Origin of the sequence: Chromobacterium sp. ATCC 53434 (assembly GCF_002848345.1) — a bacterium.
Classification (GTDB): Bacteria; Pseudomonadota; Gammaproteobacteria; order Burkholderiales; family Chromobacteriaceae; genus Chromobacterium.
Genome location: NZ_CP025429.1, coordinates 2,495,426 through 2,522,204, shown reverse-complemented (window position 1 = coordinate 2,522,204; position 26,779 = coordinate 2,495,426). Strand labels below are relative to the sequence as shown.

The window sequence follows — 26,779 nt, the reverse complement described above, 5'->3', positions numbered from 1 at the left end:
CTGACTCGTGAGTAGGAATATGTCTGCCGCTGCCCAATCTCAGAGCTACCCCCTTTCCGAAACCCAGAAAAGCCGTTGGATCCAGTATTTGCTGAACCCGGCCGGCCAGGGTCAAAGCAATAGTCCATTCTGCGCCAGCGTCAGCGGCGATCTGAACCCGCGGCGGCTGGCCGCCGCCTTGTCGTCGCTGATAGATCGGCACTCGATGCTGCGGGCGGCTTTTGAAATGACGGACGGCGAGCTGGCCTACCGCATCGTCGACGACGCCGTCGTCGAGGTGATCGAGGTGGATGTCGACGACGAAGGCGACGAGGCGCTCCAGGCGCGGATCAAGCGGGATTGCATCCTGCCGTTCGACATCGCCAGGCCGCCGATGATCCGGGCCCACTGGTATTGGCGCAGCGGCTCGGACGCGGTGATGCTGCTGAGTTTCGAGCATATCGCCATCGACGGCTGGACCTACTGGATATTGCTGGAGGAATTGGGCACGCTGCTGGACGGCGGAGCGCTGCCCCCGGCCTCCGGGCGCAGCTACGCGGATTATGTGGCATGGCAGCGGCAATGGCTGCAGAGCCCGGCGGCCGACGCCCAGCGCCGCTTCTGGCTGGATTCGCTCGCCGGCGAGCTGCCGGTGCTGCAATGGCCGCAGCGGCGCGGCGAGCCGGTCTCCGGCAAGGTCACGCTGGACCCGCTGGTGCCGGATGCGCTGGCCGGGAGATTGAAAGACATGGCGGCCCGTTACGACGGCAGCCTGTATCCCATCATGCTGGCGGCCTACCAGCTGCTGTTGCACCGTTACAGCGGATTGGACGACATCATCGTCGGATCGACGATGCCCGGCCGCAGCAAGGCCAAATGGGGCGGCGTGGCCGGCGACTTCATCAATATGGCGCCGCTCAGGGTCCGGATCGACGGCGCCCTTTCGGTGCGGGAGCATGTGCAGCAGGCGCAGCGGCTGATCCGGCAGGGCATAGAGAACCAGAAGTACCCGTTCTCCAAGGTGCTGGAGGGCCTGGACCTGGTGCGCGATCCGGCAGTCTCCCCGGTGTTCCAGACCGTGATGACCTTCCAGAAGAGCCGGCAGACCGGCGGGCTGGACGCATTGTGGATGGCGGACGATTCCACGCCGCCGGTGCGCTGGGGCGGGGTGGCGCTCAGTCGTTTCCCGTACCCGGCCTCCGGCGACGCCGATGTGCCGCTGATGGTGGACGTGCTGTCGGTAGGCGATCGCATCCGCTGCTATTTCCGCTATGACGCGGCGGTGCTCGACGAGGCGCTGGTGCGGCAGCTGATGCGGCATTATTTCGCCTTGCTGGAAGCGTTCGCGGCCGACGACGAGCAGCCGGTGGGCGGCTTGTCCTTGCTCAGCGCGAAGGAGCGCGAGCAGGTATTGCGCGGCTTCAACGCCACCGAGCGCGACTTCCCGCGCCAGGCGCTGATCCATCAATTGATCGAGGCGCAGGCGGAGAGCCGGCCCGGCGCGCCGGCGGTCGAGCATGCCGGGCAGACGCTGACTTACGCCGAATTGAATCGCCGCGCCAACCGCTTGGCGCGGCATCTGCGCCTACAGGGCGTCAGGGGCGACGACGCGGTGGCGCTGTGCGCCAGGCGCGGCCTGGACATGGTGATCGGCCTGCTGGCCATCCTGAAATCGGGCGCCGCTTATGTGCCGCTCGACACCGCCTACCCGGCCGACCGGCTGGCCTATATGCTCGGCGACTGCAAGCCGGCGCTGGTGCTGGTCGACGACGAGGGCCAGGCCATTCTCGAGCCGGTCGGCGGCGGGGCGCGGATGATCAATATGGCGCGGCAGGCGCCGGCCTGGGCCGCGCTGTCCGGCGACAATCCCGCCTGCCTGCATCTGGATGCCGGCAATCTGGCCTATGTGATTTACACCTCGGGCTCCACCGGCAATCCCAAGGGCGTGATGATAGAACATCGCGGCCTGGTCAATTACGTGCTGGACGCCATCCGCTGGTTCGAACTGACGCCGGCCGACCGCGTGCTGCAGCAGAATTCGCTGAATTTCGACCTGTCGCTGGAGGAGATGCTGCCGGCCTTGGCGTCCGGCGCCTGCCTGGTGTTGGCGACCGAGCTGTTCGGCACCGCCGATCCGGGCTCGCACCGCAAGCAGGCGATCAGCTTCGTGCACATGACCGCCGCGCACTGGCACACGCTGATCGGTCAATGGAGCGCGGAGCCGCTGCAGGCGCTGCTGTATTTGGAAAGCGTGCGGCTGATCAATGTCACCGGCGACGCGCTGTCGGCGCAGAAGGTCCGCGCCTGGGAGGCGATCCGGCCGGAGCATGCCGGACTGATCAACACCTACGGCCCGACCGAGGCGACGGTTTCCTGCACCGCCACCCGGCTGCAAGGGGAGCAGGATGCCGTCAATGTCACCATAGGCAAGCCGTTCGCCAATACCCGGATGTACATCCTCGACGGCAGGCTGGAACCGGTGCCGCCGGGCGTGGCCGGCGAGCTCTATATCGCCGGGGTGCAGGTCGGGCGCGGTTATCTGAACCGGCCCGAGTTGAGCGCCGAGCGTTTCCTGTCCGACCCGTTCGACACCGGCGCGGACGCGCGGATGTACAAGACCGGCGATCTGGGGCGCTGGCTGCCGGACGGCAGCATCGAATACCTGGGCCGCAACGATTTCCAGGTGAAGATACGCGGCTTCCGCATCGAGTTGGGCGAGATCGAGGCCCGGCTGGCAGCCTGCGCCGGCGTCAAGGAGGCCACGGTGCAGGTCTGGGAAGACACGCCGGGCGACAAGCGGCTGGTGGCCTATCTGACGGCGCGGCCGGACGCGGCGCCGGAGGCGGCGGCGCTGCGCGCCGAGCTGGCGAAGGACCTGGCCGAGTACATGATACCGAGCGCCTTCGTCGTGCTGGACGCCTTCCCGCTGACGCCGAACGGCAAGCTGGACCGCAAGGCCTTGCCGGCGCCGGACGGGGCGCTGTTGTCCGGCCGCGAGTACGCGGCGCCGCAGGGCGAGGCGGAAGAAAAACTGGCGGCGATCTGGGGCGCGCTGCTGAACGTCGAGCGCGTCGGTCGCCACGACAACTTCTTCGAGCTCGGCGGCCATTCGCTGCTGGCGGTGCAGTTGCTGGAGAAGATGCGTCAGGCCGGCCTGCGCTGCGACATTCGCCAGCTGTTCGGCGCGGCCGATCTGGCGGCGCTGGCGGCGGGCCTGAACGAGGAGACCGACGAGGTGGCGGTGCCGGCCAACGGCATTCCGGCCGACGGTTGCGACGCCATCACGCCGGCGATGCTGCCGCTGGTGTCGTTGGAGCAGGCGCAGATAGACGGCATCGCCGCCGGCGTTGTCGGCGGCATGGCCAATATCCAGGACATCTACCCGCTGGCGCCGCTGCAGGAAGGCATCCTGTTCCACCACCTGCTGGAAAGCGAAGGCGATCCCTATCTGGTGCCGACCACCTTCCGCCTGGCCAGCCGCGGTCATCTGCACCGCTTCGTCGAGGCCTTGCAGCAGGTGGTGGCGCGGCACGACATCCTGCGCACGGCGATACAGTGGCAGGGACTGCCGGAGCCTGTGCAGGTGGTGTGGCGCGAGGCGTCGGTGGCGGTTGCGGTGGAGACGGCGACGCTGGATCCGGCCGACGGCCCGCTGGACGCGCAATTGGCGCAGCATTACGACCCGCGTCGGATGCGGCTGGACGTGACGCGGGCGCCGTTGCTGCGGGCCGTCGTCGCGGAGGAGGCCGACGGCGAGTGCTGGCTGCGCTTGCTGGCCCATCACCTGATCATGGACAACACCGGCTTGGCGGTTCTGCTGTCCGAGATCGGCCAGATACTGTCCGGCCGCGGCGACGCGCTGCCGCCGGCCTTGCCGTTCCGGCATTTCGTCGCGCAGGCGCGGCTGGGCGTCGGCGCGGCGGAGCACGAGGCCTATTTCCGCGCCGAGTTGGGCGAGATTGACGAGCCGACGCTGGCCTTCGGCCTGCAGGGCGGCGGCGGAGAGCTGGAGGAGGGCCGGCTGAGCTTGCCGGCGGCATTGACCGACAGCCTCAGGCGGCAGGCGCGGCGGCTGGGCGTCGGCGTGGCCAGCCTGGTCCACCTGGCCTGGGGCCGCTTGCTGGCGCGGGCGTCGGGCCGGGACACGGTGGTGTTCGGCACGGTGCTGTTCGGCCGGCTGCAGGGCGGGGCCGGCGCCGATCGGGCGCTGGGTCTGTTCATTAACACCCTGCCGTTGAAGCTGGCCTTCGGAGAGGCCAGCGTCGAGCAGGCGGCGCGGCGGACGCAGCAGGCGCTGACGCGGCTGCTGCGGCACGAGCACGCGCCGCTGGCGCTGGCGCAGCGCTGCAGCGGGGTGGCGGCGCCGCTGCCCTTGTTCAACACCCTGCTCAATTACCGCCATGCGGAAGAGGGCGAATCGGCGCAGGCCTTGTGGGACGGCGTCGAGGCGTTGCCAAGCGAGGAGCGGAGCAGTTATCCGCTGACGCTGTCGGTAGACGATTTCGGCGACGCCGGCCTGGCCTTGCAGGCGCAGGCGCCGGCATCGGTCGGCGCGGCGCGCGTCTGCGCCATGATGGAGCGGACGCTGGCGGCGCTGGCCCAGGCGCTGGAGGCCGGCGGCGACGAGCCGGCGCGCGCGCTGGAAGTGCTGCCGGACGCGGAGAAGCGCCTGCTGCTGGATGACTTCAACGCGACGGCGGCGCCGTATCCGGATCAGGCGCTGGTCCACCAGATGTTCGAGGCGCGGGCGGCCGAGCGGCCGGACGCGCCGGCGCTGATCGATGGCGGCGAGACGCTGAGCTATGGCGAATTGAACCGCCGCGCCAACCGGCTGGCGCACAAGCTGACGGCGCTGGGCGTGCGCGCCGGCGAATGCGTCGCGCTGAACCTGCCGCGCGGCGCCGGCCTGCTGACCGCGGTGCTGGGCGTCTTGAAGGCTGGCGCCGTCTATATGCCGCTGGACGATGTGTTGAGCCTGGAGCGGCAGGAGTTGATGCTGTCCGACAGCGGCGCCCGCCTGCTGCTGGACGCGGCCTGGCTGAGCGACGCCGACCTGGCGTCGCTGCCGGACGACAATCCGTCCGTGGCCGGGGACAGCAGCCAGCCGGCTTATCTGATGTACACCTCCGGCTCCACCGGCCAGCCCAAGGGCGTGCTGGTGCCGCACCGCGGCATCAGCCGTCTGGTGTGCAACAACGGCTATGCCGACTTCGGCGCCGACGACCGCATCGCCTGGGCGTCGAACCCTGCTTTCGACGCCAGCACGCTGGAGATCTGGGCCGCGCTGGCGCACGGCGGCCAATTGGTGGCGATAGACCGCGACACGCTGCTGGATGCGCACCGGCTGGGCGACGCCCTGCGCCGTCATCGCGTCAGCGTGCTGTGGTTGACGGCCGGCCTGTTTCACCAGCACGCCGACGGGTTGGGCGAGGCCTTCGGCGGCCTGCGCTATCTGCTGCTCGGCGGCGACGTGCTGGACCCGCGCGTCGTCGCCCGGGTGATGCGCGGCCATCCGCCGCGGCATCTGCTCAATTGCTACGGCCCGACCGAGACCACCACCTTCGCGCTGACGCATGAGGTCAGGGCCGATATCGATGATTCCGCGCCGATTCCGCTGGGCCGGCCCATCGCCAACACCGTCGTCCATGTGCTGGACGCCGACGGCCAGCTGGCGCCGCTGGGCGCGGTCGGCGAAATCCACATCGGCGGGCCGGGCGTGGCGCTCGGTTATCTGAAGCGGCCGGAATTGACCGACGAGCGTTTCATCGCCGATCCGTTCAGCGCCGATGCCGAAGCGCGGCTGTACAAGACCGGCGATCTGGGCCGCTGGCTGCCGGATGGCTGCGTCGAGTATCTGGGCCGGACCGACTTCCAGGTGAAGATCCGCGGCTTCCGCGTCGAGCCGGGCGAGATCGAGGCCAGGCTCTCGGCCTGCGCCGGCGTCAGAGAGGCGGCGGTGCTGGCGCGCGAGGACGCGCCGGGCGACAAGCGGCTGGTGGCCTATCTGACGGCGAAGCCGGGCGCGACGCTGGAGGCGGCCGCGCTGCGAGGGGAGTTGGCGCGCGATCTGGCCGAGTACATGGTGCCGGGCGCCTTCGTCGTGCTGGAGGCCTTCCCGCTGACGCCGAACGGCAAGCTGGACAGGAGGGCGCTGCCGGCGCCGGACGGCGCGCTGCTTGCCGGCCGCGAGTACGAGGCGCCGCAGGGCGAGGTGGAGGACGCGCTGGCGGCAATCTGGCGCGCCTTGCTGAACGTCGAGCGCGTCGGCCGCCACGACAACTTCTTCGAGCTCGGCGGCCATTCGCTGCTGGCGGTGCAGTTGCTGACGCGGGTAAGGGAGGCCTTCGAGATCGATCTGCCGATGTCGCAGCTGTTCAGCCACCCGACGATCGCGCTGTTCGAGGAATGCGTGATCGACGCCCAATTGCTGCAGTTCGACGCCGAATCGCTGCAGGCCCTGCATGAAACCGAGCTGACTCTCGAATCCTGAAAGAATTGAAAGCCGCGACAATGAATAATAAAGACATCGCCACCCTGTCCCTGGACGAACGCAAACGCTTGCTGGAACGGGCCAAGGCTTCGAAATTGCAAAAGACCGCCACGCCGGAGTCCGCGCCGCTGCGCGCCGGCCAGCATGGCGACGCCACCGCGCTGTCGTTCGCGCAGCAGCGTTTCTGGTTCCTGTCCCGGCTGGACGGCGGCAGCCGCGCCTACCATATCCACGGCGGCCTGAGGCTCAGCGGCGAGCTGGACCGCGAGGCGCTGGCGCTGGCGCTGGCCGATGTGGTGGACCGCCACCAGGCGCTGCGCGCCCGCTTCGTCGACGAGGACGGCCAAGCGACGCAGCAGTTCGCGCCGCCGGGCGCGATCGCCGCGCTGGCATTCGACGATTTGACGCAGCAGGCGGACCCCGAGCGGGCCTGCCGGGAGAGGACCGAGCATGAGGCGTCGCAGAGCTTCGATCTGCGGCGCGGCCCGCTGATCCGCGGACGCCTGCTGCGCGTGGCGGAGCGGGAGCACGTCCTGTTGCTGACGCTGCATCACATCGTGGCCGACGGCTGGTCGATGGGCATCCTGATCGGAGAACTGAGCGCGTGCTACGCCGCCAGACGCATGGGGACGTCGCCGGCATTGGCGCCGCTGCCGGTGCAGTACGCCGACTACGCGGCATGGCAGCGGGCGTGGATGGAGAAGGACGCCGCGCGGGAACAGGCCGCCTACTGGAAGGCGGCGCTGGCCGGCGCCCCGGCGCTGCTGGAGCTGCCGCACGACAAGGCGCGGCCGGCCCAGCAGCAGTTCGCCGGCGGCGGCGTCGACGTCGAGCTGGACCAGGCATTCAGCGAGCGCCTGCGCCGCTTCGGCCTGCGCCATGGCGTCACGCCGTTCATGGTGCTGCTGTCCAGCTGGGCCTTGCTGCTGGCCCGGCTGTCCGGGCAGGACGACATCGTCGTCGGCACGCCGGTGGCCGGGCGGAGCCGCAGCGAATTCGAGCCGCTGATAGGCCTGTTCGTCAACACCTTGCCGCTGCGGCTGAGCACTGGCGGCTGGAAAGACGCCGCGGGCTGGATGGACCATGTCAAACAGCGGGTGCTGGCGTCGCAGCGGCACGCCGACCTGCCGTTCGACCAGATCGTCGAGGCCGTCAAGCCGCCGCGCAGCCTGGCCTACAGCCCGCTGTTCCAGACCATCTTCTCGTGGCAGAACACGCCGCCCGGCGAGTTGTCGCTGCCCGGCGTGGACTGGCGGGAGCTGCCGGCGCAGTGGTCCGAGTCGCAGGTGGATCTGGAACTGCACCTGCGCGAGAGCGAGGGCCGCATCGTCGGCCGCATCGTGTTCGCCGCCTCCTTGTTCGAGCCGGCCACGATCGCGCGCTATGGCCGCTATTGGCGCAAGCTGCTGCAAGGCATGCTGGACGACGACGGCGTCGCGCCCGGCCGCATCGCCATGTTGCCTGAGGCGGAGAGGCGGCTGCTGCTGGAAGATTTCAACGCGACGGCGGCGCCGTATCCGGAGCAGACGCTGGTCCACCAGCTGTTCGAGGCGAAGGCGGCCGAACAGCCGGACGCGCCGGCGCTCTACAGCGGCGACGAGACGCTGAGCTACGACGAACTGAACCGCCGCGCCAACCGGCTGGCGCAGCGGCTGATCGCGCTGGGCGTCGGCCCGGACGACCGGGTGGCGCTGTGCCTGGAGCGCGGCGTCGACATGGTGGCGGCGCTATTGGGCGTCTTGAAGGCCGGCGGCGCCTATGTGCCGCTGGACCCGAGCTATCCGGCCGAACGGCTGGCCTATATGCTGGACGACAGCGCGCCGCGCGTGGTGCTGAGCCAGCATTCGCTGCAAGCGCTGACGGCCGGCGGCGACCACACGGTCCTGCTGCTGGACGACGAGGCCGAGCGGGCGCGCCAGGCGGCCTTGCCGGATGGGAATCCAGCGGTGGCCGGGCTGGGCAATCGCCACGCCGCCTACGTGATCTACACCTCCGGCTCCACCGGCCGGCCCAAGGGCGTCGTCAACGAGCACCGCGGCGTCGTCAACCGGCTGTGGTGGGCGCAGGACGCCTACCGGCTGCAGGCCGACGACCTGGTGCTGCAGAAGACGCCGTTCGGCTTCGACGTGTCGGTATGGGAATTCTTCCTGCCGCTGCTGGCCGGCGCCCAATTGCTGATGGCGCGCCCGGAAGGCCACAAGGACCCGCAGTATCTGCGTCAGCTGATCGAAAGCCGCGGCGTCACCACGCTGCACTTCGTGCCGTCGATGCTGCAGGCCTTCGTCAGCCTGACCCCGGCCGGCAGTTGCCCGTCGCTGCGGCGCATCCTGTGCAGCGGCGAGGCGTTGCCGCACGCCTTGCAGGAACAGTGTTTGCGCCACTTCCCGCACAGCGAGCTGCACAATCTGTACGGGCCGACCGAGGCGGCGATCGACGTCACCGCCTGGCCGTGCGTCTCCGATCCGGCGCGCCACTTCGTGCCTATCGGCAAGCCGATTTCCAATATCCGCATGTACGTCCTCGACGCGCAGCTGCAACCGGCGCCGCTGGGCGTGGCCGGCGAGATCCACATCGGCGGCGTCGGCGTGGCGCGCGGCTATCTGAACCGCCCCGAGTTGACGGCCGAACGCTTTATCGAGGACCCGTTCGGCGTCGACGCCGACGCGCGCTTGTACAAGACCGGCGATTTGGGGCGCTGGCTGGCGGACGGCAGCATCGAGTATCTGGGCCGCAACGACTTCCAGGTGAAGATACGCGGCTTCCGCATCGAATTGGGCGAGATCGAGGCCAGGCTGGCGGCCTGCGCCGGCGTCAAGGAGGCGGCGGTGCTGGCGCGGGAGGACGCGCCGGGCGACAAGCGGCTGGTAGCCTATTTGACGGCGGGGTCAGGCGAGACGCTGGACGCGGCGGCGCTGCGCGTGGAGTTGGCGAAGGACCTGGCCGAGTACATGGTGCCTAGCGCCTTCGTCGTGCTGGAGGCCTTCCCGCTGACGGCTAACGGCAAGCTGGACCGCAAGGCCTTGCCGGCCCCGGACGGCGCGCAGCTGTCCAGCCGCGAATACGCGGCGCCGCAAGGCGAGGCGGAAGAAACACTGGCGGCGATCTGGGGCGCCTTGCTGAACGTCGAGCGCGTCGGCCGCCACGACAACTTCTTCGAGCTGGGCGGCCATTCGCTGCTGGCGGTGCAGCTGGTCGAGCGGATGCGCCAGGCCGGTCTGCATTGCGACATCCGCCAGCTGTTCGGCGCGGCCGACCTGGCGGCGCTGGCGGCGGGCCTGAACGCTCAGACCGACGAGGTGGCGGTGCCGGCCAACGGCATTCCGGTCGAAGGCTGCGATGCCGTCACGCCGGCGATGCTGCCGCTGGCGGCGTTGAGCCAGACGCAGATAGACGGCGTCGCCGCCGGCGTGAGCGGCGGCATGGCCAATATCCAGGACATCTACCCGCTGGCGCCGTTGCAGGAGGGGATATTGTTCCACCACCTGCTGGGCGGCGAAGGCGACGCCTATCTGCTGTCGTGCCTGATGGCCTTCGACAGCGGCGAGCGGCTGCAAGGCTTCGTCGAGGCCTTGCAACGGGTGGTGGCACGGCACGACATCCTGCGCACGGCGATCCAGTGGCGCGACCTGCCGGAGCCGGTGCAGGTGGTGTGGCGCGACGCGCCGGTGACGGTGGAGACGGTGGAATTGGACCCGGCCGACGGCCCGCTGGCGGCGCAGCTGGAACAGCGTTACGACCCGCGTCGGACGCGGCTGGACGTGACGCGGGCGCCGCTGCTCCGCGGCTATGCCGCCGCCGACGCGGCCGATGGCCGCCATTACCTGCAACTGCTGTTCCATCACCTGGCGATAGACCAGACCTCCTTGAGCCAGATGCTGCAAGAGGTGCGCCAGCTGCAAGGCGGCGATGCCGAACTGGCGCCGTCTTTGCCGTTCCGCAACTTCGTCGCGCAGGCGCGCTTGGGCATCGGCGCGGCGGAGCACGAGGCCTACTTCCGCGCCGAGCTGGGCGAGGTCGACGAGCCGACGGCGGCCTTCGGCCTGCAAGGCAATCGCGGCGACGGCGACGGACTGGACGAGAGCCGGTTGCGCTTGCCGGCCGAGCTGACGGACCGGTTGCGGCGGCAGGCGCGGCGGCTGGGCGTCAGCGTGGCCAGCCTGGCGCACCTGGCCTGGGGCCGGGTGCTGGCGCGGGCGTCGGGGCAGGAGACGGTGGTGTTCGGCACGGTGTTGTTCGGCCGGCTGCAGGGCGGGGCCGGCGCCGACCGGGCGCTGGGTCTGTTCATCAACACGCTGCCGCTTAAGCTTGAGTTGGGCGGCTTCAGCGTAGCGCAGGCGGCGCGGCGGACCCAGCAGGCGCTGACGCGGCTGTTGCGGCACGAGCACGCGCCGTTGGCGCTGGCGCAGCGCTGCAGCGGCGTGGCGGCGCCGCTGCCCTTGTTCAGCGCGCTGCTGAACTACCGGCACGGCAGCGACGGCGACGAGCGCGGGATCGCTGGCGACGGCATCACGGTGATGGCCGATCAGAGCCGCACCAATTACCCGCTGACCTTGTCGGTGGACGACTTCGGCGACGCCGGCCTGGCCTTGCAGGCCCAGGTGCCGGCGACGGTCGGCGCGGCGCGGGTCTGCGCCTTGATGGAGCGGACGCTGACATCGCTGACCGAGGCGTTGGAGGCCGGTGGCGGCGAATCCGTCGGCACGCTGGAAGTATTGTCGAACGGAGAAAGACATCTGCTGCTGGAGGTCTTCAACGCGACGGCGGCGCCGTACCCGGAGCAGACGCTGGTCCACCAGCTGTTCGAGGCGAAGGCGGCCGAACAGCCGGACGCGCCGGCGCTCTACAGCGGCGACGAGACGCTGAGCTACGACGAACTGAACCGCCGCGCCAACCGGCTGGCGCAGCGGCTGATCGCGCTGGGCGTCGGCCCGGACGACCGGGTGGCGCTGTGCCTGGAGCGCGGCGTCGACATGGTGGCGGCGCTATTGGGCGTCTTGAAGGCCGGCGGCGCCTATGTGCCGCTGGACCCGAGCTATCCGGCCGAACGGCTGGCCTATATGCTGGACGACAGCGCGCCGCGCGTGGTGCTGAGCCAGCATTCGCTGCAAGCGCTGACGGCCGGCGGCGACCACACGGTCCTGCTGCTGGACGACGAGGCCGAGCGGGCGCGCCAGGCGGCCTTGCCGGATGGGAATCCAGCGGTGGCCGGGCTGGGCAATCGCCACGCCGCCTACGTGATCTACACCTCCGGCTCCACCGGCCGGCCCAAGGGCGTCGTCAACGAGCACCGCGGCGTCGTCAACCGGCTGTGGTGGGCGCAGGACGCCTACCGGCTGCAGGCCGACGACCTGGTGCTGCAGAAGACGCCGTTCGGCTTCGACGTGTCGGTATGGGAATTCTTCCTGCCGCTGCTGGCCGGCGCCCAATTGCTGATGGCGCGCCCGGAAGGCCACAAGGACCCGCAGTATCTGCGTCAGCTGATCGAAAGCCGCGGCGTCACCACGCTGCACTTCGTGCCGTCGATGCTGCAGGCCTTCGTCAGCCTGACGCCGGCCGGCAGCTGCCCGTCGCTGCGGCGCATCCTGTGCAGCGGTGAGGCGTTGCCGCACGCCTTGCAGGAGCAGTGTTTGCGCCACTTCCCGCACAGCGAGCTGCACAATCTGTACGGGCCGACCGAGGCGGCGATCGACGTCACCGCCTGGCCGTGCGTCTCCGATCCGGCGCGCCACTTCGTGCCTATCGGCAAGCCGATTTCCAATATCCGCATGTACGTCCTCGACGCGCAGCTGCAACCGGCGCCCTTGGGCGTGGCCGGCGAGATCCACATCGGCGGCGTCGGCGTGGCGCGCGGCTATCTGAACCGGCCGGAGCTGACGGCCGAACGCTTCATCATCGACCCGTTCAGCGCCGACGCCGACGCGCGCTTGTACAAGACCGGCGATTTGGGGCGCTGGCTGGCGGATGGCAGCATCGAGTATCTGGGCCGCAACGACTTCCAGGTGAAGATACGCGGCTTCCGCATCGAGTTGGGCGAGATCGAGGCCAGGCTGGCGGCCTGCGCCGGCGTCAAGGAGGCGGCGGTGCTGGCGCGGGAGGACGCGCCGGGCGACAAGCGGCTGGTAGCCTATTTGACGGCGGGGTCAGGCGAGACGCTGGACGCGGCGGCGCTGCGCGTGGAGTTGGCGAAGGACCTGGCCGAGTACATGGTGCCTAGCGCCTTCGTCGTGCTGGAGGCCTTCCCGCTGACGGCTAACGGCAAGCTGGACCGCAAGGCCTTGCCGGCCCCGGACGGCGCGCTGCTGTCCAGCCGCGAATACGCGGCGCCGCAAGGCGAGGCGGAAGAAACACTGGCGGCGATCTGGGGCGCCTTGCTGAACGTCGAGCGCGTCGGCCGCCACGACAACTTCTTCGAGCTGGGCGGCCATTCGCTGCTGGCGGTGCAGCTGGTCGAGCGGATGCGCCAGGCCGGTCTGCATTGCGACATCCGCCAGCTGTTCGGCGCGGCCGACCTGGCGGCGCTGGCGGCGGGCCTGAACGCTCAGACCGACGAGGTGGCGGTGCCGGCCAACGGCATTCCGGTCGAAGGCTGCGATGCCGTCACGCCGGCGATGCTGCCGCTGGCGGCGTTGAGCCAGACGCAGATAGACGGCGTCGCCGCCGGCGTGAGCGGCGGCATGGCCAATATCCAGGACATCTACCCGCTGGCGCCGTTGCAGGAGGGGATATTGTTCCACCACCTGCTGGGCGGCGAAGGCGACGCCTACCTGCTGTCGTGCCTGATGGCCTTCGACAGCGGCGAGCGGCTGCAAGGCTTCGTCGCGGCCTTGCAGCAGGTGGTGGCGCGGCACGATATCCTGCGCACGGCGATCCAGTGGCGCGACCTACCGGAGCCGGTGCAGGTGGTGTGGCGCGACGCGCCGGTGGCGGTGGAGACGGTGGAACTGGACCCGGCCGACGGTCCGCTGGCGGCGCAGCTGGAACAGCGTTACGACCCGCGGCGGACGCGGCTGGACGTGACGCGGGCGCCGTTGCTGCGCGGCTATGCCGCCGCCGATCCGGCCGACGGCCGCCACTATCTGCAACTGCTGTTCCACCATCTGGCCGTCGATCACGCGACGCTGGAATTGCTGCTGCAGGAAGTTCGCCAACTGCAGCGCGGCGAGACGGCGCTGGCGCCGGCGCTGCCGTTCCGCAACTTCGTCGCGCAGGCGCGGCTGGGCGTCGGCGCGGCGGAGCACGAGGCCTACTTCCGCGCCGAGCTGGGCGAGGTCGACGAGCCGACGGCGGCCTTCGGCCTGCAAGGCAATCGCGGCGACGGCGACGGACTGGACGAGAGCCGGCTGCGGCTGCCGGCGGCATTGACCGACAGGCTGAGGCGGCAGGCGCGGCGGCTGGGCGTCAGCGTGGCCAGCCTGGCGCACCTGGCCTGGGGCCGGGTGCTGGCGCGGGCGTCGGGGCGGGACACGGTGGTGTTCGGCACTGTGCTGTTCGGCCGCTTGCAGGGCGGGGCCGGCGCCGACCGGGCGCTGGGTCTGTTCATCAACACGCTGCCGCTTAAGCTTGAGTTGGGCGGCTTCAGCGTAGCGCAGGCGGCGCGGCGGACCCAGCAGGCGCTGACGCGGCTGCTGCGGCACGAGCACGCGCCGCTGGCGCTGGCGCAGCGCTGCAGCGGGGTGGCGGCGCCGCTACCGTTGTTCAGTGCGCTGTTGAACTACCGGCACAGCACCGAGGACGATGCCGGCCTGCCGGGATGGGAGGGCATAGAGGTCCTCGGCGGCGAGGAGAGGAGCAGCTATCCGCTGACGCTGTCGGTAGATGATTTCGGCGACGCCGGCCTGGCCTTGCAGGCCCAGGTGCCGGCGACGGTCGGCGCGGCGCGGATCTGCGCCTTGATGGAGAGGACGCTGACGGCGCTGGCCGATGCGCTGGAGGCCGGCGGCGGCATGCCGGCGCGCGCGCTGGAAGTGCTGCCGGACGCGGAGAAGCGCCTGCTGCTGGACGATTTCAACGCGGCGTCGACGCCGTACCCGGACGATCTGCTGATCCACCAGCTGTTCGAGGCGCAGGCGGCGGCGCGGCCGGACGCGCCGGCGCTGCTGTACGGCGACGAGACGCTGAGCTACGGCGAACTGAACCGCCGCGCCAACCGGTTGGCGCACAGGCTGATCGCGCTCGGCGTCGGGCCGGGCCAGCGCGTCGGCCTGTGCCTGGCGCGCAGCGTCGACATCGTGGCGGCGCTGCTGGCGGTGCTGAAGGCCGGCGGCACCTATGTGCCGCTGGACCCGAGCTACCCGCCGGAGCGGTTGGCCTACATGCTGGAAGACAGCGCGCCGACGGCGGTGCTGACGCAGGCCTCGCTGCGGGCCCTGTGCGCCGACGGCGACTGGGCGGTGGCGCTGCTGGACGAGGAGGCGGAGCACCTGGCGGCATTGCCGGCCGAGAATCCGGTGGTGGCGGGGCTGGGCAGCCGCCATCCGGCCTATGTGATCTACACCTCCGGCTCCACCGGCCGGCCCAAGGGCGTGGTCTGCGCCCATTACGGCGTCGTTCATCTGATGCGTTCGCTGTCCGGCGTCTGGCCGATGACGCCGGACAGCCGGGTGCTGCAATTCGCCTCCTTCAGCTTCGACGCCAGCGTCTGGGAATACGCCGGCGCGCTGAGCAGCGGCGCGGCGCTGTGCCTGGCGACGCGCGAGGAGCGGATGCCGGGCCAGGCCTTGCAGGACACGCTGCGCCGCTTTGGCATCAGCCACACGCTGCTGCCGTCGTCGGCGCTGAAAATGATGGACCCGGCGGCGATAGGCTACCGCGTCGAGAACCTGCTGGTCGGCGGCGAGGCCTGCCCGGTGGCGCTGGCCGAGGCCTGGGCCGCCGAGCACCGACTGTTCAACGTCTACGGCCCGACCGAGAGCACGGTATACGCCACCTATCATCGCTGCCTGACCGACCAGGCCGGGGTGCTGCCGATAGGCAGGCCGCTGCCGAACATCCGCGCCTACATCCTGGACGTCGACCTGCAGCCGGCGCCGCTGGGCGTGGCCGGCGAGCTGCATATCGGCGGGCCGGGCGTGACGGACGGTTATCTGAACCGGCCAGAACTGACGGCCCAGCGTTTCGTCGCCGATCCGTTCGGCGGCGTGGCCGGCGCGCGGCTGTACAAGACCGGCGATCTGGGGCGCTGGCTGGCGGATGGCAGCATCGAATACCTGGGCCGCAACGACTTCCAGGTGAAGATACGCGGCTTCCGCATCGAATTGGGCGAGATCGAGGCCAGGCTGGCGGCCTGCGCCGGGGTGACGGAGGCGGTGGTGCTGGCGCGGGAGGACGCGTCGGGCGACAAGCGGCTGGTGGCCTATCTGACGGCGGGGCCGGGCGCGGCGCTGGAGGCGGCGGTGTTGCGGGCGGAACTGGCGCGCGATCTGGCCGAGTACATGATACCGAGCGCCTTCGTCGTGCTGGAGGCCTTCCCGCTGACGCCGAACGGCAAGCTGGACCGCAAGGCCCTGCCGGCGCCGGATGGCGCGCTGCAGTCCAGTCGCGAGTACGAGGCGCCGCAGGGCGAGACCGAGACGGCGTTAGCGGCGATCTGGAGCGCGCTGCTGGGCGTCGAGCGGGTCGGCCGCCGCGACAACTTCTTCGAGCTCGGCGGCCATTCGCTGCTGGCGGTGAAACTGGTGGAGCAAATGCGCCAGGCCGGCCTGCACTGCGACATCCGCCAGTTGTTCGGCGCGGCCGACCTGGCGGCATTGGCCGAGGCGATCGCCACGGCCGGCGTGGCGGAGCAGGACTGGTTCGCCGAATCGGACCAAGACCCGAAGGGCGATATCGAGGAGCTTGTGCTGTGAGTGTGACCTATCTGGCATTGGAACTGTCCCGCAACGCCATCGAGCTCGGCCTGTCCGACGACAGCGGCAACCTGGTGATACGCGGAGAGAAGCAGCGCCTGACCCCGGCGTTGCTGGGACAGTTGAAGGAGAGCAAGCCCGAGCTGCTCGCCAGCCTGGGCAATGGCGAGTACGCCGCGCTGACCGAGCGGCTGGCGCTGACCGCCAGCAGTCTCAGGCGTTTCGGGCTGGAACTGGACCGGTCGCAGTGGGACGGCGTTTGCGCCGGCGTCGACGGCGGCATGGCCAATATCCAGGACATCTACCCGCTGGCGCCGCTGCAGGAGGGGATATTGTTCCACCACCTGCTGGGCGGCGAAGGCGACGCCTACCTGCTGTCCTCGTTGATGGCCTTCGACAGCGGCGAGCGGCTGCAAGGCTTCGTCGCGGCCTTGCAACAGGTGGTGGCGCGGCACGACATCCTGCGCACGGCGATCCAGTGGCAGGGCCTGCCGGAGCCGGTGCAGGTGGTGTGGCGCGACGCGCCGGTGACGGTGGAAACGGTGGAACTGGACCCGGCCGACGGCCCGCTGGCGGCGCAGCTGGAACAGCGTTACGACCCGCGTAGGACGCGGCTGGACGTGGCGCGGGCGCCGCTGCTTTGCGGCTATGCCGCCGCCGATCCGGCCGACGGCCGCCACTATCTGCAGCTGCTGTTCCATCACTTGGTGGTCGACCATACCTCGCTGGACATCCTGATGGGGGAAATCCAGGACATTCAGGCCGGCCTTGGCGCAGCTCTGCCGCCGTCGCTGCCGTTCCGCAACTTCGTCGCCCAGGCGCGCTTGGGCGTCAGCGCGGCGGAGCACGAGGCCTACTTCCGCGCCGAGCTGGGCGAGGTCGACGAGCCGACGGCGGCCTTCGGCCTGCAAGGCAATCGCGGCGACGGCGACGGACTGGACGAGAGCCGGCTGCGGCTGCCGGCCGAGCTGACGGACCGGCTGCGGCGGCAGGCGCGGCGGCTGGGCGTCAGTGTGGCCAGCCTGGCGCACCTGGCCTGGGGCCGCGTGCTGGCGCGGGCGTCGGGGCGGGACACGGTGGTGTTCGGCACGGTGTTGTTCGGCCGGCTGCAGGGCGGGGCCGGCGCCGACCGGGCGCTGGGCCTGTTCATCAACACCTTGCCGTTGAAGCTGGCCTTCGGCGACGCCAGCGTCGAGCAGGCGGCGCGGCGGACCCAGCAGGCGCTGACGCGGCTGCTGCGGCATGAGCACGCGTCGCTGGCGCTGGCGCAGCGCTGCAGCGGCGTGGCGGCGCCGCAACCGTTGTTCAGTTCGGTGCTGAACTACCGCTACGGCGAAGAGGTCGGCGCTGGAAGCGGCCTGGAAGGCATCGCCGAGATGGCGGGCGAGGAGAGGACCAACTACCCGCTGACCTTGTCGGTCGACGATTTCGGCGACGCCGGCCTGGCGCTGAAGGCGCAGGTGTCGGCGACGGTCGGCGCGGCGCGGATCTGCGCCTTGATGGAGCGGACGCTGGCGGCGCTGGCCGATGCGCTGGAGGCCGGCGGCGGCATGCCGGCGCGCGCGCTGGAAGTGCTGCCGGACGCGGAGAAGCGCCTGCTGCTGGACGATTTCAACGCGGCGTCGACGCCGTACCCGGACGATCTGCTGATCCACCAGCTGTTCGAGGCGCAGGCGGCGGCGCGGCCGGACGCGCCGGCGCTGCTGTACGGCGACGAGACGCTGAGCTACGGCGAACTGAACCGCCGCGCCAACCGGTTGGCGCACAGGCTGATCGCGCTCGGCGTCGGGCCGGGCCAGCGCGTCGGCCTGTGCCTGGCGCGCAGCGTCGACATCGTGGCGGCGCTGCTGGCGGTGCTGAAGGCCGGCGGCACCTATGTGCCGCTGGACCCGAGCTACCCGCCGGAGCGGTTGGCCTACATGCTGGAAGACAGCGCGCCGACGGCGGTGCTGACGCAGGCCTCGCTGCGGGCCCTGTGCGCCGACGGCGACTGGGCGGTGGCGCTGCTGGACGAGGAGGCGGAGCACCTGGCGGCATTGCCGGCCGAGAATCCGGTGGTGGCGGGGCTGGGCAGCCGCCATCCGGCCTATGTGATCTACACCTCCGGCTCCACCGGCCGGCCCAAGGGCGTGGTCTGCGCCCATTACGGCGTCGTTCATCTGATGCGTTCGCTGTCCGGCGTCTGGCCGATGACGCCGGACAGCCGGGTGCTGCAATTCGCCTCCTTCAGCTTCGACGCCAGCGTCTGGGAATACGCCGGCGCGCTGAGCAGCGGCGCGGCGCTGTGCCTGGCGACGCGCGAGGAGCGGATGCCGGGCCAGGCCTTGCAGGACACGCTGCGCCGCTTTGGCATCAGCCACACGCTGCTGCCGTCGTCGGCGCTGAAAATGATGGACCCGGCGGCGATAGGCTACCGCGTCGAGAACCTGCTGGTCGGCGGCGAGGCCTGCCCGGTGGCGCTGGCCGAGGCCTGGGCCGCCGAGCACCGACTGTTCAACGTCTACGGCCCGACCGAGAGCACGGTATACGCCACCTATCATCGCTGCCTGACCGACCAGGCCGGGGTGCTGCCGATAGGCAGGCCGCTGCCGAACATCCGCGCCTACATCCTGGACGTTGACCTGCAGCCGGCGCCGCTGGGCGTGGCCGGCGAGCTGCATATCGGCGGGCCGGGCGTGACGGACGGTTATCTGAACCGGCCAGAACTGACGGCCCAGCGTTTCGTCGCCGATCCGTTCGGCGGCGTGGCCGGCGCGCGGCTGTACAAGACCGGCGATCTGGGGCGCTGGCTGGCGGATGGCAGCATCGAATACCTGGGCCGCAACGACTTCCAGGTGAAGATACGCGGCTTCCGCATCGAATTGGGCGAGATCGAGGCCAGGCTGGCGGCCTGCGCCGGGGTGACGGAGGCGGTGGTGCTGGCGCGGGAGGACGCGTCGGGCGACAAGCGGCTGGTGGCCTATCTGACGGCGGGGCCGGGCGCGGCGCTGGAGGCGGCGGTGTTGCGGGCGGAACTGGCGCGCGATCTGGCCGAGTACATGATACCGAGCGCCTTCGTCGTGCTGGAGGCCTTCCCGCTGACGCCGAACGGCAAGCTGGACCGCAAGGCCCTGCCGGCGCCGGATGGCGCGCTGCAGTCCAGTCGCGAGTACGAGGCGCCGCAGGGCGAGACCGAGACGGCGTTAGCGGCGATCTGGAGCGCGCTGCTGGGCGTCGAGCGGATTGGCCGCCGCGACAATTTCTTCGAGCTGGGCGGCCATTCGCTGCTGGCGGTATCCATGGTGGCCAGGGCGGCCCGCCAGCTGGGCGCCAGCCTGGCCCTGCGGCAGGTCTATCAGGCGGCCGATCTGCGGACGCTGGCCGAGATGGCCGGTCGCGACGCCGACGCCGACGCCGACGGCGCGGTGGCGTTGCGCGGCGGCGACGGCGTCCCGCTATTCCTGCTGCACGAGGTCTATGGCGGCATCGCCTACGCGCAGAATCTGGCCGGCCATTTGGCCGGGTGCTTCCCGATTTACGCGTTGCCGGCCGGAGACTGGGGCCGCGATCGCCGGGAAGGCGGCATCCGGGAACTGGCCATCGTGCATATCGAACGGATCCGGCGCATCCAGCCGCGGGGGCCGTACCGCCTGGCCGGCTGGTCGGTCGGCGGTTCGATCGCCCATGCGATGGCGGCGCTGTTGCAGGAGCAGGGGGAGGCCGTCTCCTTCCTGGGCCTGATCGACAGTTGCGGCGATTACGCGCCGCAACGGCGGATGCTGGAGAACAGGCTGGCGCGCGAGCGCGATCAGGACATCGGCCTGCTTTTCCTGATGCTGGAAATGGAGCTTGGCCTGGACGAGGCGGCGCTGGATCGCCTGCGCGCGATGCCCGACATCGATTCGATGATAACGGCGACATTGTCGCGGACCGACTGGGGCAAGGGGCTGACGATGGACGAGGTCAAGGCGATGCTGGCGACGCAGGCCGCCATTTTCCGCTCCGCGGTCGGCTACCGCCCACGGCCGCTGGCGACCCGGCCGGTGTTGTACGGCGCCTCGGTGTCGCTGGCGCAGCGTCTGGACCAGCCTTGGCGCGAATTGCAGGGGGAAGCGCTGTCGGTGCGCCCGATTCCCGGCGATCACCACAGCATTCTGGAAAAGCCGGCGATTGCCGAATTGGCGACGGAAATGTCGAGGAGTTTGATTTCGCCTTGAATAAGGCGGCAATGCCGGGCGCGAATGGCGCCCGGCCATTATGTACTGATATTAATTGTCCTATCAGTAATATTATTGTGCGCGATGCTGTCTTTTTCCAAAAACATCCTCTGGTCGGTAAAATCATTGCCCAATATCGCAGCGGGAGAGGGTTTTGAGCGTAAGTGGATTTTCTCGATGGAAGCATGGCTTGATCGGCGGCGGCATTGCGGCGGTTTTTGTCGTTGTCGCTATCGCGGCGCCGGCAAACAACGGGCGTGCCTATTCGGTTCTGCGCGATGGCGAAAAAGCGTTTCAAGACCATCATGCATTGGCGCCGAATGCGGTGTTTCGTTATCGATTGTTTTTACAGGATGCCAGGGTGAAGGCCGCCGATCTGGGTTTGAGCGCCGTCGCCGGCGGATGGAGACAGGGCATCGAACTGGACAGACGGCAGGCATTCTCGCTGCCGACGCTGCCAAGGGAAAGGGCGGCGGCCGAGGTGATCGCCGCGCCGGCGGTGCAGAGCTTGAACTGGCGGCCCGAAGTGCTGACGCCGGGCGGCGCGGCGGGAAGCCGTCGTCTCGGCGACCTGCGGCTGGAGTGTCTGGTGGACGCCCAGAGCCATTTGAACAATCTTGACGGCGAGAAGCTGGACTGCGCGCCGAAATCGGCCGAGCAGGTGACGTGCATCGACGATATGAAAACCTGCGCCCGCTACGCGCCGGCGGCGGTGGGCCAGGTCATCTGGAACGGCATCAAGAATCTGGCGCAATTGAAAGTGGACGCCGATCCTTATTCCGAAAAATCGTTCAGTTATCTGTTCATCGCCGACCGGCCGGTTTTTTCCATCACCTTGCAGCAGGGAAATCGGCGCCAGGTTTTACCGACCTCCTGGTTATATGGCAGTCCCTTGGGCCGCAGTCCGTTTTTCGCCTGGCCCTATCCGAAGGAGTATTTCTACTCCCTGCCATTGGGCGACGCTTCATGGTCGAATGACGCGCTGGTGGTTTTCGAATACATGAAGGCGGCCGAATGAGAAATCCAATGCGACGATGGATGAGCGATCGGGAAAAAACGGCGGCGCTGCTCAAACTACTCGTTTTGTCGTCGGCGCTGTCGCTGCAAGCCTGCTCGACGGTGGGGAACGAGAAGCTGGTTGACGTCGACGAAGCCTATGTGCGGCGCGTGCTCGCCGACGGCAATGGCGGCAAGCGCGACATCGTGGCGGCTCTGGGCCAGCCGCAGGACAAGATACGGTTCGACAGCGGCAACGAGGTCTGGGTGTTCAGTTTCCGGAAATACACCCCCAAGCCGCAGAACTTCGTCAATGTCGGCAGCCTGTTCGGCGGGCAGAGCAATTACGACAAGGAACTGGTGATGCTGTTCGACGCGCGCGGCGCGGTACGGCAGTGGAAGCTGTCGTCCAGCGAGCAGGATCAGTCCACCGGGCTGATGAACCAGCCTTTGCCGAAAACCGAATGAAGCCGGCCGGCCGATGCCGGGCGGACCTGTCGTAACCTTCAATATGCGATTGGACATGATGCGAGAATCGAAAAGGCATGCGGGGGCCGCCTGTGTCGGCCGGGAGGCGCAGGCATGAGGGCGGTCATCGAGGCTTTGCGCCAATTGGGCCGGCCCTTCATCTGCCTGTGGCTGGGGGAAATCGTCACCGCGCTGGGCAGCGTGCTGCTGCAGTTCGCGCTGGGCGTGTGGATCTATCAGGAAACCGGCTCGGCCGAGCAGTTCTCGCTGGCGCTGTTCAGCGGCATGCTGCCGGCCTTGCTGCTGTTGCCGCTGGCCGGCGCCTGCGCCGACCTGTTCGACCGCCGCGTGGTGCTGGTGGGTTGCGATCTGGTCTTGCTGGGGCTGGTGCTGACGCTGGCCGCGCTCGCCTGGAGCGGCGGCTTGCGGGTATGGGCGATGGTGGTCCTGAGCAGTCTGGCCTCGCTGACCTATACCTTCCGGCGGCCCAGTTACCAGGTGGCCTTGAGCCTGCTGCTGCCGCAGCGCCGGCTCAGCCAGGCCAACGGCTTGCGGATGCTGGGGGAAAGTTCGGTTCAATTCGCCGGTCCGATGCTGGCCGGCGCGTTGATGGCCGGGCACGGAATCGGCGCGGTGATGCTGCTGGAAGTGGCGCTGATCCTGTGCGCCACCGCGCTGGTGCTGGCGGCCTTGGCGGGCATCGGCCGGCATGCGCAACCGGCGGCGGCGGGCCGGCCATGGGACGCGTTGTGGCGGCATTGCCGCAGCGGCGTCGCGACGACGCTGGCGTATATGGGCCGGCAAGCGGAGATGCGGGCGCTGCTGATCTACATGCTGCTGCAGACCTCGCTGGTGGCGCTGGTTTCCAGCATGCTGACGCCTATGGTGCTGGCCGGGCACGACAGCGGCGTGCTGGGCAGGGTGATGAGCAGCGCCGCGGTCGGCGCGATCATAGGCAGCGTGCTGGTGGTGGCCTGCAATCCGCAGCGGCGGCTGATGCGCATCGTGCTGCTGGCCGATCTGGCGCTGGCGGTGTGCGTGGCGGCGATGGGCTGGGTCCGGACGCCGCTGTCGTGGTCGGGCATGGCCTGCCTGGCGATGCTGGCCGGCAATATCTCCAACAGCTGCCTGCTCAGCCTGTGGATGGGCCATACGCCGCTGGAGCGGCGCGGCAGCCTGTTCAGCCTGCTCGGCGCGATCAATATCGGCGTCGTCGCGTTGACGCTGCTGGCCGGCGGCATGCTGGTCGAGCGGGTGCTGGAGCCCGGCATGATGCCGGGCGGCGCGCTGGCGGAGCTGACGGGAGCTTGGCTGGGTACGGGCAAGGGACGGGGCATCGCCTTGTTGTTCGTGCTGTGCGGCCTGGCCTGCATGACGGTGGCGCTGGGCGCGCTGCGTTTCGTCAGGCTGGATCGCCTGGACGAAGCCGCCCAGGCCGTCGAGGAGACGCCGCCGTTGGCGGCGTCCGGCCGCCAGGTCTGACGGCTTAGTCGGAGATGCTTTCGTGGGCGCCGGCGTCGCCGCGCTTCCAGTAGCCGGCCACCCGCATCCTGTCCTTGTCTACGCCGCGCGCCAGCAGCTGTTTGTGCAGCGGGCGCATCTCGCCGCTTTCGCCGGCGGCCCAGACATAGCCGGCGCCGGACGGCAGCGTCGCTTGCTCCACCGCCGACAGCAGCGCCTGGCCCAGGTCGCGGCGGCGCCAGACGATTTCGATGCCGGACGGCGCCGTCAGCGGCAGCCGGCATTGTTCGTCGTCGACCAGGATCCAGGCCTGGCCGCGCGCGTCGGCCGGCAATTCCTCCAGCCGGCGGGCGATGGCCGGCAACGCCGACTCGTCGCCGATCAGCCAGTGCCAGTCGAAGCCGGTCGGCACCACGCGCGAGCCGCGCGGGCCGCCTATGCCCAGCCGGTCGCCGACTTTGGCGTTCAGCGCCCAGTCGGCGGCCACGCCGCCGGCGTGGACGACGAAGTCTATGTCCAGCTCGCCGGCCGCCGCGTCGTAGCGGCGCGGCGTGTAGTCCCGCATCTGCGGCTTGGGCTGGTCCGGCGGGAAGCTGATGCCGCCGTCGCTGACCGTCGGTATCGCCGGCTGCCGCTCGCCCGGCTCCGGGAAAAACAGCTTGATGTGGTCGTCGAAAGAGGCGGAGACGAAGCCGGCCAGATCGTCGCCGGAGAAGGTCAGGCGCAGCATCGTCGGCGACAGCCGGGCGATGCGGACGATTTGCAGCAGGCGAAAGCGCAATGGGTGACGCAGTTTCTGTACGGTGAGATCGGTATTCAATTCTGACTCCTTGGGTCCGGTTGACAGGATGCCGGCGGGGTTTCGCCGAGTATCTCGGCGGTGGCGCGCTGCAAGATGGCGGCGATGCGGTTCTGTTCGGCGGCGTCGGCGTTGTCGCGCAACAACAGCGTCCGTTTCAGCGCGCGGCGCGCCTCTATCATTTCGCGGGTCCAGCCGGCGGCGCCCTCGTCGCCGATTTCCTCACCGGCATAGGCGCGGCGGGCCAGCTCCATCTTGCGGCCGATATGGGACAGCTTGGCCAGCATCAGGTCCGCGCGTTCGCGCTGCAGGCCCAGTTCGTTGCGGCCGGCGTCGGCGATCGAATAGCGCTTGCGGTTGCCGGCAGGCTCCACCGTGACCTGTCCGATTTCCTCCAGATAGGTCAGCGCCGGATAGACCATGCCCGGACTGGGGCTGTAATAACCGTTGGAGCGGGCGGCCAGCTCCTTGATCAGTTCATAGCCGTGGCTGGCCTGTTCGGCGATCAGCGCCAGCAGCAGCAGTTGCAGGTCTTCGGCGCTGAATTTGCGGCCGCGGCTCAGTTCGCCGTCGCCGCCGTGGTGGCCGTGGCGTCGGCCGGCGCAATGATGGTCGTGGTGGTGGTGTCTCATGGTTTCCTCCGACGGGACGGTATGTGTCTTAAGATATATATCTAAAGATATGATGTCAAGCATGAATACCGTCGCCAGCGCGGATGCGCGGCCGGTTTGCTGTGTTGATAGTCAAAAAGCAATGACTTTGATCAATAAAATGACATTCAGATATTGAAACTAAATAATCAGATGCGTTATCGTTGGCGGTTTCTTACAAACCGGACGAAGCCATGGCGAAAACCCTTTCCTTGAAGCTGCGCCTGCTGTTGCAGACAGCAAGCGCCATCGTGCTGGTATGCGTGCTGGGGGCCCTGCTGACGCAGACTTTGCGGCAGCAGATGCTGTCCGACCGCCGCGATCAGGTGCGCAGCCAGGTGGAGAGCGCCGCCAGCCTGGTGGCCTTGCACGAGGAGGAGGCGGCGACCGGCCTGGTGCCGGAGGCCGAGGCCCGGCGGCGGGCCCTGCAGGAACTGGCGCGGCTGCGCTTCGACGGCGACGAGTATTTCTTCGTGCTGGACCGCGATCTGAAATGGCTGGCCCACGGCATGAACCCCAAGCTGGTCGGCAAGGACATGCACAGCGTCCGGGACCCGGTCGGCACCGATATGGGCCGCCTGTTCGACGACACCCTCCGCCAGGGCGGCGGCCGGGGTTTCGCGCAATACGTGTGGGACAAGCCGGGCGCGGCCGGGCCGCAGCCCAAGCTGGCCTATTTCAGCACCAGCGCGCGCTGGGGCTGGGTGGTGGGCACCGGGCTGTATCTGGACGACATCAGCGCGGTGCTGTGGAAGCAGGTGTGGGGCGTGGCCGCGCAGCTGCTGCTGTTCATGGCGGTGACGCTGTCGCTGGGGTGGTGGGTCTACCGCAGCGTGATGCGCGAACTCGGCGCCGAGCCGTCTGAGGCCGCGGCCATCGTCCGTGAAATCGCCGCCGGCAAGCTGGACCGCGACATCCGGCTGCCGAAGAACGGCGGCGACAGCCTGCTGGCGCACATCCGCGAGATGCAGGGGCAGCTGCGCAGGCTGGTCGGCGAAATCATCCGCGACGCCGAGGAGTTGGGACGGCTGAACGCCGACGTGGTGGACGGCGCGCGCATGGTGGCCGACAACTCGCAGGGCCAGAGCGAGGGCGCGGCGGCGATGGCTGCCTCGGTTGAGCAGTTGACGGTCAGCATCAGCCATATCGCCCGTCACGCGATGGACGCGCGCGAGGTGTCGCAGGACTCCGGCCAGCTCGGACCTGTCGCGGCAGAACATGAGCGAAACGGTGTCCAGGGTCAAGGCCGGTCTGCAGCTGGCCGAGCAGGGCGGAGACCTGATCCAGCAGATCCAGGGCAGCGCGAGCCAGGTGGTCCGGGTGGTCAACGACATCTCGCACGCGCTGCAGGAACAGGGCACCGCCAGCCAGGACATCGCCCGCCACGTCGAGCAGATCGCCCAAGTGGCTTCGGGCAACGCGGTGGCCGCCACCCAGGCCTCGCACAGCGTTCAGCGCATAGACGAGGTGACCGGCAATCTGCGCTCGTCGGTGGCGCAGTTCCAGGTCTGAGCGCCGTCGCTCAGGGTTTGCCGCCGGTCTGCTGGCGCAATTGCGCCAGCGCCGCGGCCAGCGCGCTGGAGGCGACCGAGTAGGCGCTGTCTTCCAGCGCCTGTTCCGCCTGTTCGAATCGCTGCGCGTTGATCATTCCGGCGATGCGGCCGGCTTCGCGGTGGAACATCGCGTGGCGGCTGACGCAGGTCTGGAACATGCTGAGGCCGCCGTAACGGCTCTGGCCGGGGCCGTGTAGCCAGCGGCCCAGCTCGCAGCAATCGTCGCGGCCTATATTGTCCGCGTCCATCGCCTCCTGCCTGAATATCGCCTCCCTGAATCGGTTTTTCCACTCTTCATGCTTGAGCAACGCTTGTTCCAAATCCATGCCTGCCTCTATCCAA

General features: G+C 69.2%; 10 protein-coding genes. 7 read left to right on the top strand and 3 right to left on the bottom strand.

From position 1 onward, the window contains the following. Nucleotides 1-19: 19 nt before the first annotated feature. The 6 genes from CXB49_RS11435 (at nucleotide 20) to CXB49_RS11410 (ending at nucleotide 23,456) form a co-directional block, all read left to right on the top strand. Nucleotides 20-6,469 (top strand): non-ribosomal peptide synthetase, encoded by a 6,450-nt coding sequence (locus tag CXB49_RS11435; protein WP_101708512.1) that lies wholly within the window; start codon nucleotides 20-22, stop codon nucleotides 6,467-6,469. Between the two features lie 20 nt (nucleotides 6,470-6,489). Continuing rightward, on the top strand, nucleotides 6,490-16,314 hold the full coding sequence (locus CXB49_RS11430) for a non-ribosomal peptide synthetase (RefSeq protein WP_101708511.1): 9,825 nt from the start codon (nucleotides 6,490-6,492) through the stop codon (nucleotides 16,312-16,314). Further along, complete coding sequence (locus CXB49_RS11425; RefSeq protein ID WP_233493056.1) at nucleotides 16,311-20,510, top strand: amino acid adenylation domain-containing protein; 4,200 nt, start codon at nucleotides 16,311-16,313, stop codon at nucleotides 20,508-20,510. The genes CXB49_RS11430 and CXB49_RS11425 overlap by 4 nt, the downstream gene beginning before the upstream one ends. A 154-nt stretch (nucleotides 20,511-20,664) precedes the next feature. Then, the gene (locus CXB49_RS11420) at nucleotides 20,665-21,528 is read left to right on the top strand and encodes a hypothetical protein (protein WP_158300785.1); all 864 of its coding nucleotides are present in this window, start codon (nucleotides 20,665-20,667) and stop codon (nucleotides 21,526-21,528) included. A 20-nt stretch (nucleotides 21,529-21,548) separates the two neighbouring features. Then, on the top strand, nucleotides 21,549-21,974 hold the full coding sequence (locus tag CXB49_RS11415) for a hypothetical protein (RefSeq protein WP_101708509.1): 426 nt from the start codon (nucleotides 21,549-21,551) through the stop codon (nucleotides 21,972-21,974). 114 nt (nucleotides 21,975-22,088) lie between these two features. Then, the gene (locus tag CXB49_RS11410; RefSeq protein WP_101708508.1) at nucleotides 22,089-23,456 is read left to right on the top strand and encodes an MFS transporter; all 1,368 of its coding nucleotides are present in this window, start codon (nucleotides 22,089-22,091) and stop codon (nucleotides 23,454-23,456) included. Between the two features lie 4 nt (nucleotides 23,457-23,460). Here CXB49_RS11410 and CXB49_RS11405 read toward each other — a convergent pair whose 3' ends face one another. Continuing rightward, on the bottom strand, nucleotides 23,461-24,255 hold the full coding sequence (locus CXB49_RS11405; RefSeq protein WP_101708507.1) for a siderophore-interacting protein: 795 nt from the start codon (nucleotides 24,253-24,255) through the stop codon (nucleotides 23,461-23,463). Next, nucleotides 24,252-24,866, bottom strand: coding sequence for a PadR family transcriptional regulator (locus CXB49_RS11400; protein ID WP_199406833.1), 615 nt, complete (start codon nucleotides 24,864-24,866; stop codon nucleotides 24,252-24,254). The genes CXB49_RS11405 and CXB49_RS11400 overlap by 4 nt, the downstream gene beginning before the upstream one ends. Nucleotides 24,867-25,078: 212 nt before the next feature. Here CXB49_RS11400 and CXB49_RS11395 point away from each other — a divergent pair, with 212 nt between their 5' ends. Then, nucleotides 25,079-26,479: a cache domain-containing protein gene (locus CXB49_RS11395; RefSeq protein WP_158300784.1), complete on the top strand. Its 1,401-nt coding sequence runs from the start codon at nucleotides 25,079-25,081 to the stop codon at nucleotides 26,477-26,479. Here CXB49_RS11395 and CXB49_RS11390 read toward each other — a convergent pair. Continuing rightward, nucleotides 26,407-26,763 (bottom strand): CZB domain-containing protein, encoded by a 357-nt coding sequence (locus tag CXB49_RS11390; protein ID WP_101708504.1) that lies wholly within the window; start codon nucleotides 26,761-26,763, stop codon nucleotides 26,407-26,409. The genes CXB49_RS11395 and CXB49_RS11390 overlap by 73 nt on opposite strands. Between the last annotated feature and the right edge of the window lie 16 nt (nucleotides 26,764-26,779).

Coding starts and splice junctions, on each gene's coding strand:
- CXB49_RS11435 (WP_101708512.1), top strand. CDS start 20: ATGTCTGCCGCTGCCCAATCTCAGAGCTACCCCCTTTCCGAAACCCAG.
- CXB49_RS11430 (WP_101708511.1), top strand. CDS start 6,490: ATGAATAATAAAGACATCGCCACCCTGTCCCTGGACGAACGCAAACGC.
- CXB49_RS11400 (WP_199406833.1), bottom strand. CDS start 24,866: ATGAGACACCACCACCACGACCATCATTGCGCCGGCCGACGCCACGGC.
- CXB49_RS11410 (WP_101708508.1), top strand. CDS start 22,089: ATGAGGGCGGTCATCGAGGCTTTGCGCCAATTGGGCCGGCCCTTCATC.
- CXB49_RS11395 (WP_158300784.1), top strand. CDS start 25,079: ATGGCGAAAACCCTTTCCTTGAAGCTGCGCCTGCTGTTGCAGACAGCA.
- CXB49_RS11390 (WP_101708504.1), bottom strand. CDS start 26,763: ATGGATTTGGAACAAGCGTTGCTCAAGCATGAAGAGTGGAAAAACCGA.
- CXB49_RS11415 (WP_101708509.1), top strand. CDS start 21,549: ATGAGCGATCGGGAAAAAACGGCGGCGCTGCTCAAACTACTCGTTTTG.